This window comes from Kitasatospora fiedleri, from assembly GCF_948472415.1.
GTDB lineage: Bacteria > Actinomycetota > Actinomycetes > Streptomycetales > Streptomycetaceae > Kitasatospora > Kitasatospora fiedleri.
Genome location: NZ_OX419521.1, coordinates 1 through 14,289 on the forward strand (window position 1 = coordinate 1; position 14,289 = coordinate 14,289).

Genomic DNA, 14,289 nt, shown 5'->3' on the forward strand with positions numbered 1-14,289 from the left:
GCATCGACCCGCAGGGGTCCATGGAGCAGTGGGCGCGGCGCGTCGCGGCGGATCTGCTGCCCTTCGACTACGTCGTCACCAAGGGGGTTGGGCACGCTGCCCGAGCTGGTGAGGGACCCGAACGTGAAGCGGATCTGGGTGGACACCCCCGGCTTCGTGGACACCGACCCGGACGCTGACTCCGACGCGGACCCGCTGGCGACGGCCGAGCCGCCGACGCGATGCGCGAGGCGCTGGAGCACGCGGACCTGGCGCTCGTGCCGATCACCACGGAGTTCCTCTCGAAGGAGCCGGCGAGTACACGATCGAGTACGTGCTCAAGCCCGGAAGATCCCGTTCATGGTAGTCATCAACATGTGGGACGCCCGGAGCGGACGGCAAGACGCACGCGGACCTGAAGAAGGCCGAGGAGTGGTGCATCGAACGGGGCTACCCGTACGCTCCGGCGCCGTGCGCAAGTACAAGATCCACAGCAACGCGGCCGAGAAGGGTGAGACGGTGATCCACTACAAGGAGCAGGGTGTGGGCGCGAAAGCCCGCAACGACCTCTACAGCCTGGCCCTCGCCGTCGAGCAGGTCCTCTGATGGGCCGCGAGCGCGGAACCGGGCAGGAGACGCGGGCGGTGCTATCCACTGCGGCGGTGGTGAAGGGCCTGCCCCACCACTTCAAGCAGACGTCCGACCTGAAGGTGCTGACGGAAACGGAGCGGGAGGCGCTGGCCCGCGAGAGCCGCGGTCGAGATGCTGGAGCTGTCCTACTGGGCGGCGGGAAGGCTCTGCAGATCATCCGGGACGGCAGGCTATACCGGGCGACCCACGACACCTTCGAGAAGTACCTCGAGGCGCGATGGGGGATGAAGCGGGCGAACGCCAACAAGCTGATCAAGGCGTGGCCGGTCGCACAGGCTGTGTTCGAAAACAAATCGAACGCTTTGGCTCACGCGGGAGCCAAAGCGCTGCTCGCCTTCCGTAGTGCGCTGGAGCTGGTGCCTGCCGCCGAGAAGCACGGCATCGAGGCTGCGACCGAGGTGTGGGGGATGGTCCTGGAGGTCTCCCCAAGCCGACCTCGGACATGGTCCGGCAGGCTGTTCAGGCGGTCCCGGCGCAGCAGCCGTTCGACGCCAAGCGCGTCCGGCCGGTAGTGCAGGCGGCGGTCAAGCCCGCCAAGGCTTCGGCGCCCCGGCCCCGCCGCGCACCGCAGGCCCCCGCCCCGGCCGCTGCGCCCGCGGTTCCGTGGAATGACCCGCAGGCGCTCTACGGGCTGCTGCGCGAGCACATGACTCCGGAGCACCGGGCCAGCCTGCTGGAACTCCTGCGCCAGGAGTCCGCTGTCGCCGTGTAGGTCCAGCTCGTTTTACGGCCGTAAAACGACGAAGCCTCCACCCCGAGCGGGGTGGAGGCTTCGTCGTGTCGGCGTGTCAGGCGGCGGTGATGAGGCGGCGGCGGCGAGCGCGACCAGGGCGGCGATGGAGGTGTCGGTGGTGGTGATGTCGGTGTCGGTGGTGGTCTCGGTGGTCACGGGCGCTCTCCCTGGACGGCGGGGTCGGTGGTGAGGGCCATGCGGTGGAGGGCGGTGGCGAGGGCCTCGTTCCAGTCGCCGGAGAAGGTGACGGCGCGGTCGTCGATGTAGCAGGCCGCGCCGAGCTTCTTGTTGGTGACCAGCAGGACGTCGCGGGTGGTCCAGTGGGAGCGGTCGGGGTCGTCGTCGACCTCGGCGTCGAAACCGTGCCCGCGGAGCCAGTCGGCGATGTTGGGGTGGTGCTCGCGCGAGCGGGCCGTGACGACGAAAACCGCGCGCAGCTCGAGGAGGGCTCGCAGGGCCTCCAGCGCCCCGGGGATCGGCTCGCCGTAGATGCGGCCGTCCTGCCAGCCCCGGTCGTGCTGTACGAGCGTGAGGTCGAAGTCGATGCCCACGGCCTGGGTGGCGGCGGACTCGGATCGGTAGGGGACAACGGTGCCGGACAAGCTGGTGGACCTCCGTCAGGTAGGAGTGGGTGGTAGTCGGTGCGGTGGTGCACTCCGGGTCAGGCCGCCTGCGGGGGCTGCACGACGTCGCGGTGGACATGGCGGTGCGTCAGGACTGCGGAGAGGCCGGCGGTCTCGGCGAGCCGGGCGACCTCCCGGCCCAGAGCGACGCTTCGGTGGCGTCCGCCCTGGCAGTACAGGTGCACTCGGACCGGCTCTCCGGGCAGCACGGCGAGCTGGGCGCGGGCGCGCAGCACGGTGCGGTAGGCGATCTCGCGGGCGCCGGGGGTGGCCAGGACGTAGTCGAGGACGTGCGGGTCGAGGCCGGTGGAGCGGCGCATCTGCTCGCGGACGGTTGGGTCGTCGGGCGGGTTGCGCAGGGCCCGTGTCAGGTCGACGGTGATCGCGTCGCCCGTGGGCGGGTCCTGGTGCAGGACGCCGTAGGTGGTGATCTCGATCCGGGCCTGGTCGGTGTCGGCGTTCACCGGGCGGCGGGGCGGGGCGTCGACCGGCACTCGGTGGCGTGGAAGTTGGCGTCCTCCGTGGCGCCGCGGCGGTCGCTGGAGCTGTACGGGTCGGTGAAGGGGTGGGTTCGGCGGCGGTTGCGGGTGCCGCAGCCGTGGCACGTCCAGGTGTGGCCGGCCGGGTCGCGGGTGAGGTCGACGTGGGCTCCGCCGAGGGTCAGGTAGCGGACGAGGAGGTCTTCGGGCCAGGGCTCCTGGTCCGGCGCGGCCGGGTCGGTGGGGTGCAGCAGGGCGTGCAGCGCGGCGGTGAGGCGGCCGGGTCGGCGGGCGGGCTGGTCGGCGGTGGCGGTGGCGGTGGCGGTGGCCACGGTGTCCTCCTTCGGGGGTCGGCCGGGGCCGGGCTGCGCGTGGCGGTCCGGCCCCGGCGGTTGGCGGTGGTCAGGTGCGGTGGGCGCGGCGGGCTCCGTCGCGCAGGCCGCTGATGCGGTGGGCCTGGCGGGAGAGCCGGGCGGCGAGGGCGGCCAGGCGGTCGGCGTCCTCGACCCGGGCGGGTCCGCGGCGCAGGTCGTCCCGGTAGCGCTGGACGTCGGCGAGGAGTTGCGCGGCGTCCTGGCCGTGGGCCTGGAGCTCGCGCTCGGCCTCGGGGTCCGGGTCCCGGTAGGGAGCGGAGTGGTCGATCACTCGGTGGTCCTGGGGTCGGGCGACCAGGCTCCGGTGGGGTCGTCGCCCCAGTCGGCCGGGTCCGGGTCGGCGGGCGGGGCCGGGCGGGCGGGGCGCAGCCGGGCGAGGAGGGTGCGCAGCGCGGCGGCCAGGCGGCCGCCGTGCTCGGTGGGGTCGGTCACCGGGCGGTGCCGGTGGTGAGTTCGGCCGGGCTGGTGGCGGGGAGGGAGAGGAGGGTGGCGGCGAGTTGGGGGGCGCCGGTGGAGGCGACGGCCAGGAGGGTGTCGAGGGCGGTGGTGGTGAGCGGGGTGGCGTCGAGGTCGATGTTGGAGGCGCGGATGCTGGTGGTGTCCAGGCGCAGCCCGACGATCGTGGTGCGGCTGCCGGTCAGGTGGGCTTGGCCGTTGTTGGCGGCCAGGCCGCCGATCGCCTCGCCGGGCACGATGGCGGTGACGGAGCCGGTCTCGTCGCTGATGGTCAGGGTGCGGGGGTAGGCGCCGTGGACGCGGGTGATGACGCCGTGGACGGTGACGAGCGCGCCTTCGGGGCGTCGGCGAGGCGGGTGCGGTTGTTCACGGGGGTGTCCTTCCGGTGGGTGGTGCTCGGGTCGAGGCGGCTGGGGCCGGGTGGCCGGGCGGCCGCGCCGAGTCCCGGTGGCGCCCGCCGCTGGGTGCGGCGGGCGGTCCGGGGCCGGCGGCGGCGTTCCGCTCGCGGGGTGTCAGGCCTGGCGGGCGCGCAGGGCGTCGGCCATGGCCTGGCAGTGGGCGGCCAGGCCGGGGTCGGTGTCGGCGGCGTGGGCGGCGGTGGCCTGCCAGGTGCGGGTGAGGGTGCGGCGCTCGGCGGGGTTGTCCGGGACGGCCTGGCCGGTGCGGGCCGCCACCGCCAGGGGCGCGAGCTCGCTCAGGTCGATGCGCGGCGGCTCGCGGTCGGGGCGCGGCTCGGTGGGCAGCGGGGTGTAGGAGGGGACGGCGGCGTCGGCGATGAGGCCGCGCAGCAGCGCGAGCACCCCGGGCAGCAACGCGGGGTTGTGGTTGTACTCCCAGTTGGTGATCGTGACGTGGGGCACGGGCAGGTGCTGGGAGATGACGGCCAGCGCGTCGTGGCACAGCCGCCAGTCGCCCACCGCCGCCTCGGAGACGGCCAGCACGGTGTGGTTGAGGGCGTGGGCCAGCTGCGTGCCGTCCGCCCGGGCGAGGACGTCGGGGCCGTAGGGACGGGCGGCCAGCCAGTGGGCGGCGCCGGCCAGGACCCGGCCGATCGCGGCCGGGTCGGCGACCGGCGGCCGGCTGGTGGCGCGCAGGTGCGCGGCCACCGCCCGCAGCTCGCCGTCGCTCGGCTCGCGGGGGTCGATGTGGCGCTCCGCCAGGGCCCGGCGGGCGTAGGTCTCGAGCGTGGTCTGCAGGTTGGGGCTGCCGTACGCGCTGATGCACGCCTCCGCCCCGATGGAGGAGGCGGTGGCGCGCTCGAGAACGCCGGCGATGATCCAGGGGTGCATGGTGGTTCCTTTCGACGGGTGGTGTTCGGGCTCGGGTGGGCTGCGGTCGGGGTCGACCGGGCAGCCGCGCCGTGTCCCGGCGACGCCCGCCCGGGCGGGCGGGCGGTCCGGGGCCGGCGTCGGCGGTCCGCTCGCGGCAGGGCTGTCCTGGCCCTTGAGGGCTGGTCAGCCGCTCAGGCGGACGGGCATCAGCAGGTGCTGGTAGGGGGTCTGGGCGCCCTCGCCGAGGCGGGGCAGCAGCAGGACCGGCTTGTCGGCCTTGCGGATGTGGAGCTCGGCTTCGGGGGCGTCCAGGGACTTGAGCGCGTCCGCGAGGTAGCCGGGGTTGAAGCCGATGGCGAAGCCGTCGCCGAGCTCGCCGGCCGTGTTCACGGAGACCCGGTCGCTGCCCCGGGCGTCGTCGCCGGAGCCCGCCTCGATGCGCACGGTGGCGCCGTCCAGGACGAGCAGGACCGGGGTGTTGCGGGCGGCGACCAGGGCGACGCGCTGGAGGGCCGCGGCGGCCTCCGCGACGGGCAGCGTCCACGTCGCCACCGCGCCGATGTCCTCCAGGAGGACGTCGGTCTTGGGGAACTGGTAGCCGGACAGGACGCGGGTGGTGTAGCTGCGCCCGGTGGGGGCGGAGAGGCCGAACAGGCCCTCCGACCAGTGCAGGGTGAGCGCGTGTTCGCCGTCCAGCGCCCGCGCGGCCTCGGCGAGCGCCCGAGCGGGCACCAGCGCCTGCGCGGCGGCGTCCTTCGCGGCCGGGTCCGGGCCCTCGCCCGGCTCCGGCTTGCGCCGCTTCGCGGCCGGCTTCCGCGGTGCCGGGGCGGTGAGGGTCAGGGGCAGTTCGTGGCGCGCGATGCGGTAGCGGTCGGTCGCGGACAGCAGCAGCCGCTCGCCCTCCAGGCGCAGCTGGATGCCGGTGAGGGCGGGCAGGGTCTGGTCGGTGCTGGCGGCGATGGCGACCTGGGCGACGGTGCGGGCGAGGGTGTCGGCGGGGACGGTGGCGACGGCGCCGGGGAGGGCGGGCAGCGCCGGGTACTCGTTCAGCGGCAGCACGGGCAGGGTGAAGCGCGCGGCGCGGGAGGCGACGGCCAGACGGCTGCCCTTGTCGACCAGTTCCAGGTCGACGTCCGCGCCCTTGGGCAAGCGGGCGCAGATGTCGTTCAGCAGGCGGCCGGAGACAACGGCCTGGCCCTCGTCGGCGACCTCGGCGGCGGTGGTGTCGGCGGTGTAGACCTCGGTGTCGGAGGCGGCCAGGTGCAGGGCGCCCGGGGTGGCGGTCAGCAGCATGCCGGCCAGGACGGGCACCGGGGGGCGAGCGGGCAGGGCGCGGGCGGTGTAGGAGACGGCGTCGGTCAGGGCGGCGACGGACAGGCGGAGCTTCACGGCGTGGGTTCCGATCTGGGAGAAGGGTCGGCCGCGGGTGCGGCCAGGCCGGTGATGCCGGGTCAGGTCGTGCGGGAGCAGCGCGGGTCAGGCGTGCAGGTCGAGGACGCCGCCGCTGTACTCGGCGCGGCTGAGCGGGTAGCCGGCCATTTCCACCGGGGCGTGGCCGGGGACGTCGGCCAGGGCGGCGAGCAGGTCCTCGGCGGTGAGGCGGCCCGTGCGCTCGGAGGCCCGGGTGAGGTAGCCGGTGCCGCTGTCCGGCGTGGCGGCCGCGGGCGCGGCGGCCGGGGCGGGGGCGCGGTTCAGGCGGGCGCCGAACAGGTAGCGGCCGACCGGGTACTCCTCGCCGGCCTCGCTGCCGTCGCGGGCGGGGGCCGGGGCGGCGGGCAGGTCGAACGCGCCCTGCCCCTCGGCGGCGGGGGCGGTGGTGCGGGTGGCGAGGGTCTGCTCGGCGCTCAGGTGCGCGGGGTCGACCTGGGGGCAGATCAGCTCACCGCCCGGCAGCGCCTTCCAGTCGCGGTCCCGGGCGACGGCGATGACGTCCTCGGGGGACTCGTAGTAGCCGTACTCGTCGTCCAGCGGCTCGTCGCAGATCGCGCACCACGCGGAGTGCACGACGTGCGGGCGGACGCTGGCGGTGCGGGCGGCGCGCGGGCGCCGCCACGCGACGCCGTGGTGCAGCACCACGGCGTGCACGACCGCGTTGAACGGCGAGCCGTCGTCCATGTCGGTGGCCACCGCGTTGTGCTCGGCGGCCTCCATCAGGGCCTCGCCGAGGCTGGGCATCGGGATGACCTGGCCGAGGGCGGTCAGCCACAACGCCCACTCCTGCGACTCGGAGCCGACGACGAGCGGCTGCTCGGCGAACAGGCCCCGGCGGGCGATGGTCTGGGTGGTGGAGGCGAGCACCGGGGCGGGCGCGGCCGGGACGGCCGGGGTGGAGGTGGTGGTGTTCATCGTGCTGTCCTTCCTGGAGATGACGGGTGCGGGGTGCGGGGGGCGGGTCAGCGGCCGATGCGGGCCGATTCGAGCCAGGCCGGGCTGGTGGGGAGGGCGCGGTCGACGTGCGTGAAGCCCTCGCCGAGCAGCTCCTCGGCGGTAGGCAGCAGGCGCTCCTGGTCGACGAGGACGTGGTCCGGGACGACCCGCTCGCGGGCGCCGTTGAGCAGGCGGCGGCGCTCGAGGGAGACCTCGAACAGCACCGCGGCGCAGGGGCGCTGCCAGTAGCGGGCGCGGGCGAGCAGGTGCGCCCTGACGTGCGGCAGCAGGGCCGTGGAGTCGACCACGGTGGTCAACTTCCTGGCGAGGCGGGCGTCCAGGAGCAGGTCCTGGATCTGGGCTGCGACGGGGGTGGCGGACTGGTCGGCCGCGGAGTCGGTGGCCATGGCGCGGTACTCGTCCGGGCACAGGCGCCAGGTGGCCGGCCAGCGGCGGGCGGCGTAGCGGGATTTGCCCGCGCCGGAACCGCCGACGAGGACGATCAGCGAACCGGGGGCGAAGTCGAGCGAGCCGGAGGCGGAGTCGAGCGAGCCGGAGGCGGAGTCGAGCGAGCCGGAGGCGGAGTCGGGGTGCACGGGCAGGTGGTCCTTCCGGGTTCGTGCCGGTGGGCGATGACGGGCGCGGGCTCCTGAGTGCTTGCTTCACACGGGAGCCCGCCCGGGGCCGGGTCCGGCCCGCACGCGCCGGGGCCCCGAGGAGATCGCTTTCTCCTCGGGGCCCCGGCGCGTTGTCTCAGAGCTGCGGCTGCTGCCGTTCGGCTCGGAGTTCGGGGTGATCGTCTTCGAAGTTCTGGCGGATGCGCTGCAGGGTGGAGCGGGAGAGGCCGGGGTCGATCAGGCCCCTGCTGGCCAGGGCCTGACGGATCTCCTCGGCCCCGGGCCGGCGGCGCAAGGTGGTGTAGAGCTGGCGCAGGACGGTGGGGGTGTCCTCCTGCGGCGGCGCGACAACGGGGGTCTGCGCGGGGATCGCGATCACCGGGGCGGGCGGGGCAGCGGTGTCCGCGCCGCGGGCGGCGGCGAGCAGGCCGGCCAGGTCGTGCAGTTGGTCGGCGGTGAACTCGAGCCGGGTGTAGCCGGTGGTTCCGGCGCCGTCGGTGGTGAAGGCGATGAGGGCGGCGGTGCCGTGGCGGTGCTCGACGGCGAACTGGGCGACGGCGCCGACGACCTGGACGGTGGCGGGCATGGTGTCCATCCGTTCTTGAGGCAGTGGTTGCGCGTGTTCAACGAGGCCCGGGGTGCGGGAGCGCTTGCTTCGCTCCCGCACCCCGGTTCTCGGCCGCGGGTTCGCCTACGCGGTGCGGAGGTTGCGCAGGAGGGGTGGGACCGGTGCTACGGCGGGGAAGGGCCCCTGCTCCGGGTGGGGCAGGGGCCCGGGTGGGCTGTCAGGCCGTGGCCTCGACGGCTTCGGCGGTGTGGCCGGCCTTGCGCGCCGTCCGCTTGTCCCACCAGGTCCGCGCGCTCCAGTCGGTGGCGTAGCTCAGGAGGATGTAGGCCAGCGTGGTGCCGACCGCGAGAATCCCGTGGGCCCATCCCCACTGGCTGGTGTGTGTGGTGGCGGTGATGGCGTTTCCTCCGCCGATGGCGCTGATCAGCGTGATGATGCCGCTGGCGCACAGCAGGGCGAACTCGGAGTCGGTGACGTTGCCGATGCCGTGGTGGATGGCGTAGCGGACGTGGAGGGCCAGCACGGTCAGCTGGACGGCCCACAGGGCCAGGACGACGGCGGCGAGGCCGGACAGGGTGACGAGGTGGTGCATCGGGTTCCTTTCGTGAATGGTGCGGCCAATTTTCGGCGGTGGTGCGGTACTTGATCCGGGCTTTGGAGGGTTTCGTCTGGTTAGCGACGGTCGGCGGCGAGGGTGCTCGGTTCGGCGGGCGAACCTGCCCAGCGCCCTCGGGTCGGGCTGTTCGCGAACCGGCCCCGGGGTGCGTGGTTCGCCTCTGGGCCGGTTCGCGGTTCGCGGGTCGAGTGGTGAACCGGTTCACGGTGAACCGGTTCGCAGTTCGCCGAGTGCGGTTCGCGGTTCAGGCGGCGGTGCGGTTCGCGAACTCGCGGCGGGCGTCGGTGAGGCGGTGGTAGGCCGTGGTCTTCTTCAGGCCGAGGTTCGCCATGACGTAGTCAAGGTCGACCGTGTCGTAGCCGACGGCTTCGATCAGGGCGAGGACCTGCCGAACCTGCTCGTCCACGAGCTCCTGGGCGGCGCTGCGCCGGTTCGAACCGTCCGGGTCCGGGCCGGTGCGCTGCTGGTCGGCGGCGGTTCGCGGCCCGGAGGCGGTCCCGGCCGGTTCGCAGGTCGGCGTGGTGCGGTTCGCGGCCTCCAGTTCGCGACGGCCGCCCGTCGCGCCGGAGCGCGCCGCGGGCAGGGCCGGGTTCGGCGAACCGCCGGGCCCCTTGGGGGGCTGGTTCGGCGAACCGGGGCGGGTGAGGCGAACCGCGAACCGGGGGACGGCGGCCGGGGTCGGCGAACCGGAGAGCGCGACGATCAGGGTTCGGTTCGGCACGGCGGGCAGAGCGCGCAGCGGCATCCAGTCGCCGACGCCGATCGCGGCGGCGACGATGCGGCGAACCGTGCCGAGGCCGGTTCGGCGAACCATCGCCCGGTGGTTCGCGGCGGCGCTCCAGGCGAGCTCGACGGTGGACAGCGACTCGTCGGTGATCGCCAGCGACCACGCGGTGAAGGAGTGGCCGGGGTAGCGGGCCCAGCGGATCGCGCCGATGGTCGGCCGGGACTTGGCGACCTTGCCGTCCGCGCGGAGCTTGGTGCGGTGGATGAGGCGGGCGTAGAGCTCCCACAGCACCATGCCGGTGATGCTCATGACCGAGAACGCGACCGCCCTCGGGGTGGGCTCCCAGTAGCTGAGCTGGTCGACCATCTTGTGCGAGGCCGGGTCCCACCTCTGGCCGGTGACGGTGGCGGAGGCGTGCCAGTAGTTCATGACGGCCGCGCCGATGGCGAACACCCAGGTCGAGACGCGGTACAGGGTGCCGCTGTCGCCGACCTTGCGGGCCTCGTGGTACATCCACGCGACGAACGCCGTGGACAGCTCCCAGGCGGCGGCGAACAGCACGGTGAACGGGGCGATCCAGCCCAGGATGTCGTGGGCGAAGCCGGCCTGGCCGGTCCAGGCGACGGCCATCGGCGCGGTGATCGGCACGATCGCCAGCAGGCGGCGGGCATTGGCCTTGACGAACGCCTTCACCCGGCCGACGGCGGTGGGCTTCCCGGCGCGCTCGGCAACCCGCGCCTCGCGCTTGAGGCGGCGCCGCTCCAGCCTGCGGACGGTACGGCTGGTGGCCTGCCGCAGCTCCTCGGCCGCAGCGGCAAGGTCCTGGGCGGCGAACTGGCGCAGCCGCTCCGCCTCGCCTTCCGTCTTCTTCGCCGCGGCCAGCGCCTGGTTACCGTCGCTCTTGAGCGCGGCCGCGGTCTTCTCGGCCTGGCGCAGGATCTTCTCGGCGTCCTTCGTCGCGTCCTGCAGCAGCCGGGCTGCCTCCGCGTCCGCCCGCGTCCGCTGCTGGCCGGCCTCCTGCTCGGCCCGGGCGCGGACCTGGTCGGCGTCGGCCGCGGCCTTGGCCCGCACCTCCCGGGCCGCATCCGTGGCCTGGTCGATCTCCCGGTCCGCGTCCTCGCGCAGTCGGCGGACCTGGACGCGCACCCGCTCGGCGTCCTGTTCAGCGACGCGGCGCAGCTCGTCGGCCTGCTCCCGGGCGCTCTCCAGCAGGCCGTCCGCGCGGGTGCGGGCGTCGCCGATCAGGGTGTCGGCCTGCCGGGTGGCGTCCTGCCGGACCCGCTCGGCCCGCTGCTCGGCGCGGGCGCGCAGTGCCTCGGCGTCCCGGTCGGCCTGGGCGAGGATCTCCTCGGCCCGCTGCTGGGCGGTGCGGGCGGTCTCGGTGGAGGCCTGCTCAGCGCGGGCCAGGATCTCCTCGGCGGCGGCGGTGTCGAGCCGGGCCTGCTCGACCGCCTGGGCGCGGATCTGATCGGCCTGTTCAGCAGCGGCCCGGGTCAGGCCGGCGGCCTGCTGCTCGGCGGCGTCGATCCGTCGGCGGGCGTCCTCCTCGCCTTCCTCGCGCCGCTCGGCGGCGTCCTCGACGGCGCTCTGGCGGATCAGGTCGGCGTGGTCGTTGGCCATGTCGAGCACCTGACGGAACGCCGCTTCGGCACGCTGCGTGAGCATCTCGGCCTCCGCCTCGGCGGCGGCGCGCAGCGCTTCGGCCTCGGCGGTCCACTGCTGGGCGGTGGCCAGTTCGGCGTCGGCGGCGCGGCGGGCGCGGCGCAGCAGGGTGTCGGCGGCGGCCTGGGCGAGGTCGCGGATGTCGGCGGCGCGGTCGGCGGCATCCGCCAGCACCGGGTCCGCGGCGGGCCGGGTAAAGGTCGCCGGGACGGTGGCGGGGGTGCCCTTCGGCGGGGTGTCGGCGGGCTTCGGCACGGTGGCCGCGGGCGGCTTGGCGGCGGTCTTCGCCGGGGGCCGGGCCGGGCCGGTTCGGGGCTTGCGGGGGGTGGTGGTGCGGGCCGGGGTCATGGCCGGTCTCTCCTTCGATCGGTCACGGCGGGTGAGCTGTACGGGGTATCTGGGGTGTCTGGGTCGGGGCCCCGTCTGGGGCCGTGTCTGGCATCGCCGGGGCGGTTTTCGGGGGGCCCTGGCGGCCCCATACACCCCATACGGGCAGGTCAGAGCCCACTACGGCGGAGGGACCCCAGACGGGCTGTCTGGGGCCCCTCCCAGGGCCTGTACGGGGTGCTGCTCGCTACGCTCGGTGCTGCTCCTGGTAGCGGTTGATCGCGGTCTTGAGGGTCTCGGCGTAGTAGCCGAGGCCCGGCCGCTCGACGCCGGGGACGCGGAGCTGGCCGCCGCCGGGGCGCTCGACGCCGACGTCGCGGAGGTAGCCGTTGACGGCGAGTCCGAGCTCCCGCGGCTCGTAGCCGAGGAGCTCGGCGAGCGGTCCGGTGTGCATCCGGCCGCCGGCCTTCTGAATCTCGTTGTAGGCCCGCAGGAGCAGGATCGGGATGCCGTCGGGCGTGAACTCCACGCCCTGGTCGTCGTCCTCGTCGTCGTCGGAGCAGTAGACGCCGTCCTCGTCGTCCTCGACGTCGACCTCCAGGTCGTCGCCGTCCTCACCGAACGGGTCGTCCGGCTCGGCGGGCTGCGGTGACTGGCCGTAGTTGGGCAGCGGGGTGCCGACGCCCAGGCGGCGCATCGCCGCTTCGATCGGGTCGGCCCACTGGCCGCGCAGCCGACCGGCCGCGTGGCGCAACCGCAGCAGCTTGTCGATCATGCGGGTCATGTCGGCGCCGTCCAGCCACAGGCCGCGTACGCGGCGGTAGCGGTCGGAGAGCAGGATGCCCATGCCGCGGATCGCCGGGTCGAGGCTGGAGGCGTCCCAGCCGGCGCGGGCCGCACCGGGGGCGAGCGCCATGTTCGACTCGGTGACGTCGGTGACCCTCATCGCCCATTTCCAGCTGATGTTGCCGGTCACCAGGCGCGGCAGTACCCCGTCGGCGCCCTTGGAGATCACCTGGGTGGCGAGGACGAGGATGATGCCGAAGGCCAGGCCGCGGGCGGAGAGCGCGGCCAGCGCGTTCTTGATCGCGTTGCCGTGCTTCTTGTCGCCGGTCAGGGCCGCGACCTCGTCGACGATGACGAGCTCCAGGCCGCCGAGCTCGCTGATCAGCTTCGGGTCGTCGATCTGCTCCATCCCGTAGCGCTGGAGGATCTCGGCGCGCCGCCCCATGTCGTCGACCAGCGCTTCCAGCAGGACCTTGGCGCGCTTGGCGCCCCGGCTGCCGGTCTCGTCGACGAACGACGCGGCAAGGTTGCGCCAGCGGTCCTGGCCGGGGGCCTTCCCGTCGATCACCCGGAGGTTGACGCGCAGGTCGAGCAGCCCGCCGGCCGCAATGGAGCGGATGGCGGCGCCCTTGCCGGAGCGCGAGGCCCCGCCGATCGTCAGGCTGGTGTCTTTGAGGATCAAGTTCACCAGCGCGCCGTAGGCGTCGTAGGCGACGGGGATGCCGTCGGCCCACACGTCGACCGTGTCCATCTCCGGCAGCGGCGACAGCCGCGCCTCGGTGAACGGGTCGGTGGTGAAGGCCGCGACGGCGACGGTCTTGGCGTTGCCGCCCGCGCTGGCGTGGACCGGGTCGAGGAAGAACCGGGCGCGGTCGAGGCCCATCTCGCCCGCGATCTGGCCGAGCTTGGGCAGCACGGTCTCCGCGGTGACGCCCTCGCCCTTGGGCAGGACGACGTGGGCCATCCAGCCGCCTGACATGCGGGTGATCGAGACGGGCGCGGCCAGGCGCACCACGCCGTCGCTGATCGCCCCGGCGGCGAGCATTGCCTCGGTGAGCAGCGCGGTCTCCTCGCAGTCCAGTCCGCCCTCGGGGCCGGCCGGGGCCGCGTACTCGGCGGCCGGGGTCCACGTCGCGGTGAAGCCGGCGTCCGTCGGCGCGGTCGGGGCGGCGGGCTTGGTGAACACCGGACCCGTCGCCGTGCCGGGCGCCGTGGCGGCGGCCGGGCCGGGGCCGGCCGGGCGGGCGGCGGAGGGCGGGGCGGGGTAGTCGAGGGCCTGGACCTCCGGCGGGCCCGAGCGCCAGCCGGAGATGCGGCCCTTGGCCCAGGACAGGGCGAGCAGGCCGCCGGACAGGCCAAGCAGCAGCACCGGGCTGCCGAACTGCACGATGGCCGCGCCTGTGGCGACGCCGCAGGCGATGGCGCGCCAGCGGCGGCGGTTGGACATGCGGCGGCGGTGCGCGGCGAGCTCGGCGGCGGTCGGCTCGCGGTGCCCGGTGTAGGGCTGCTGCTCGAGGCCGCGCACGTACTCGCGCCAGGTCGCGGCCTCGGCGCGCAGCGTCTCGGCGGCCTTCTGGGCGGCCGCGTGGTCCTTGGGGGTGGAGTCCTCGCCGGTGCCCTCGGCGGCGCGCTCACCGGCGAGCTTCTCCAGCTCGTCCACCTTCGCGGTGAACTTCTCGACGGCCTGCTTCTGCTCCTCCTGCCACTCGGCGTACCGGGTGTTGAGCCAGTCGGCGCGCACGTGCTCGTCGCTGAGCAGGCTGCTGTTGAACCAGGCGCTGCGCTCGCTGCGCAGCACCCGGCCGCCCTGGCGGGCGTAGGCCCACTCGCGGCGGGCGGTCTCGGACAGGAACGTGGCGATGCTGCGCCGGGCAGGGCCCGGGTCGGCGGCGCTGGTGCTGGTGGCGGTGTCGTCGTCGACGAACTCGCCCTCCAGGACCTCGATGTCGGCGGGGGCGGGCAGGCGGGTGTCGGTGCTCACGGGGCTCCTCCTGGTGAGGCGATTGCGGGTCGGGGGTGCCGGGCGGTTGCGGCCGTCCGCACCCGGCTGCGC

18 protein-coding genes are annotated in these 14,289 nt (G+C 74.6%); 3 read left to right on the forward strand and 15 right to left on the reverse strand.

The genetic code is table 11. The features are described from left to right. Window positions 1-450: 450 nt before the first annotated feature. From QMQ26_RS36750 to QMQ26_RS36760, 3 genes are read left to right on the forward strand one after another with little or no spacing between them, the layout of a single operon-like run. The gene (locus QMQ26_RS36750; RefSeq protein ID WP_282206834.1) at window positions 451-585 is read left to right on the forward strand and encodes a hypothetical protein; all 135 of its coding nucleotides are present in this window, start codon (window positions 451-453) and stop codon (window positions 583-585) included. Further along, the gene (locus QMQ26_RS36755; RefSeq protein WP_282206835.1) at window positions 585-1,142 is read left to right on the forward strand and encodes a hypothetical protein; all 558 of its coding nucleotides are present in this window, start codon (window positions 585-587) and stop codon (window positions 1,140-1,142) included. The genes QMQ26_RS36750 and QMQ26_RS36755 overlap by 1 nt, the downstream gene beginning before the upstream one ends. Further along, window positions 1,142-1,342: a hypothetical protein gene (locus QMQ26_RS36760; RefSeq protein WP_282206836.1), complete on the forward strand. Its 201-nt coding sequence runs from the start codon at window positions 1,142-1,144 to the stop codon at window positions 1,340-1,342. The genes QMQ26_RS36755 and QMQ26_RS36760 overlap by 1 nt, the downstream gene beginning before the upstream one ends. Window positions 1,343-1,354: 12 nt before the next feature. Here QMQ26_RS36760 and QMQ26_RS36765 read toward each other — a convergent pair whose 3' ends face one another. The 15 genes from QMQ26_RS36765 to QMQ26_RS36835 all read right to left on the reverse strand — a co-directional run bounded on the left by QMQ26_RS36765 (window position 1,355) and on the right by QMQ26_RS36835 (window position 14,217). Beyond that, window positions 1,355-1,519 (reverse strand): hypothetical protein, encoded by a 165-nt coding sequence (locus QMQ26_RS36765; RefSeq protein WP_282206837.1) that lies wholly within the window; start codon window positions 1,517-1,519, stop codon window positions 1,355-1,357. Then, window positions 1,516-1,965 (reverse strand): hypothetical protein, encoded by a 450-nt coding sequence (locus tag QMQ26_RS36770; RefSeq protein ID WP_282206838.1) that lies wholly within the window; start codon window positions 1,963-1,965, stop codon window positions 1,516-1,518. The genes QMQ26_RS36765 and QMQ26_RS36770 overlap by 4 nt, the downstream gene beginning before the upstream one ends. Window positions 1,966-2,024: 59 nt before the next feature. Then, window positions 2,025-2,450, reverse strand: a complete 426-nt coding sequence (locus QMQ26_RS36775) for a RapZ C-terminal domain-containing protein (protein ID WP_282206839.1) — start codon at window positions 2,448-2,450, stop codon at window positions 2,025-2,027. Continuing rightward, window positions 2,447-2,797: a hypothetical protein gene (locus QMQ26_RS36780; protein ID WP_282206840.1), complete on the reverse strand. Its 351-nt coding sequence runs from the start codon at window positions 2,795-2,797 to the stop codon at window positions 2,447-2,449. Before QMQ26_RS36780 ends, QMQ26_RS36775 begins: the two co-directional genes overlap by 4 nt. 70 nt (window positions 2,798-2,867) lie before the next feature. Then, window positions 2,868-3,110, reverse strand: coding sequence for a hypothetical protein (locus QMQ26_RS36785; RefSeq protein ID WP_282206841.1), 243 nt, complete (start codon window positions 3,108-3,110; stop codon window positions 2,868-2,870). Then, entirely contained in the window at window positions 3,107-3,271 is a 165-nt protein-coding gene (locus QMQ26_RS36790; RefSeq protein WP_282206842.1) for a hypothetical protein, read from the reverse strand. Before QMQ26_RS36790 ends, QMQ26_RS36785 begins: the two co-directional genes overlap by 4 nt. After that, window positions 3,268-3,531, reverse strand: a complete 264-nt coding sequence (locus tag QMQ26_RS36795; protein WP_282206843.1) for a hypothetical protein — start codon at window positions 3,529-3,531, stop codon at window positions 3,268-3,270. Before QMQ26_RS36795 ends, QMQ26_RS36790 begins: the two co-directional genes overlap by 4 nt. A 276-nt stretch (window positions 3,532-3,807) precedes the next feature. Then, window positions 3,808-4,584 (reverse strand): hypothetical protein, encoded by a 777-nt coding sequence (locus tag QMQ26_RS36800; protein ID WP_282206844.1) that lies wholly within the window; start codon window positions 4,582-4,584, stop codon window positions 3,808-3,810. Between the two features lie 165 nt (window positions 4,585-4,749). Further along, window positions 4,750-5,955: a DNA polymerase III subunit beta gene (dnaN, locus tag QMQ26_RS36805; RefSeq protein ID WP_282206845.1), complete on the reverse strand. Its 1,206-nt coding sequence runs from the start codon at window positions 5,953-5,955 to the stop codon at window positions 4,750-4,752. Between the two features lie 87 nt (window positions 5,956-6,042). Continuing rightward, entirely contained in the window at window positions 6,043-6,912 is an 870-nt protein-coding gene (locus tag QMQ26_RS36810) for a hypothetical protein (RefSeq protein WP_282206846.1), read from the reverse strand. Window positions 6,913-6,959: 47 nt separating this feature from the next. Then, a complete protein-coding gene (locus QMQ26_RS36815) occupies window positions 6,960-7,529 on the reverse strand; it encodes an AAA family ATPase (RefSeq protein ID WP_282206847.1) in 570 nt (189 codons plus the stop codon). A gap of 157 nt (window positions 7,530-7,686) precedes the next feature. After that, window positions 7,687-8,145 carry a hypothetical protein gene (locus tag QMQ26_RS36820; RefSeq protein ID WP_282206848.1) on the reverse strand — a complete coding sequence of 153 codons (459 nt, stop codon included), beginning with the start codon at window positions 8,143-8,145 and terminating at the stop codon, window positions 7,687-7,689. Between the two features lie 190 nt (window positions 8,146-8,335). Beyond that, window positions 8,336-8,710, reverse strand: a complete 375-nt coding sequence (locus QMQ26_RS36825) for a hypothetical protein (protein WP_282206849.1) — start codon at window positions 8,708-8,710, stop codon at window positions 8,336-8,338. A gap of 268 nt (window positions 8,711-8,978) precedes the next feature. Next, the gene (locus QMQ26_RS36830; RefSeq protein WP_282206850.1) at window positions 8,979-11,471 is read right to left on the reverse strand and encodes a hypothetical protein; all 2,493 of its coding nucleotides are present in this window, start codon (window positions 11,469-11,471) and stop codon (window positions 8,979-8,981) included. 226 nt (window positions 11,472-11,697) lie between these two features. After that, window positions 11,698-14,217: an FtsK/SpoIIIE domain-containing protein gene (locus tag QMQ26_RS36835; protein WP_282206851.1), complete on the reverse strand. Its 2,520-nt coding sequence runs from the start codon at window positions 14,215-14,217 to the stop codon at window positions 11,698-11,700. Window positions 14,218-14,289: the final 72 nt, after the last annotated feature.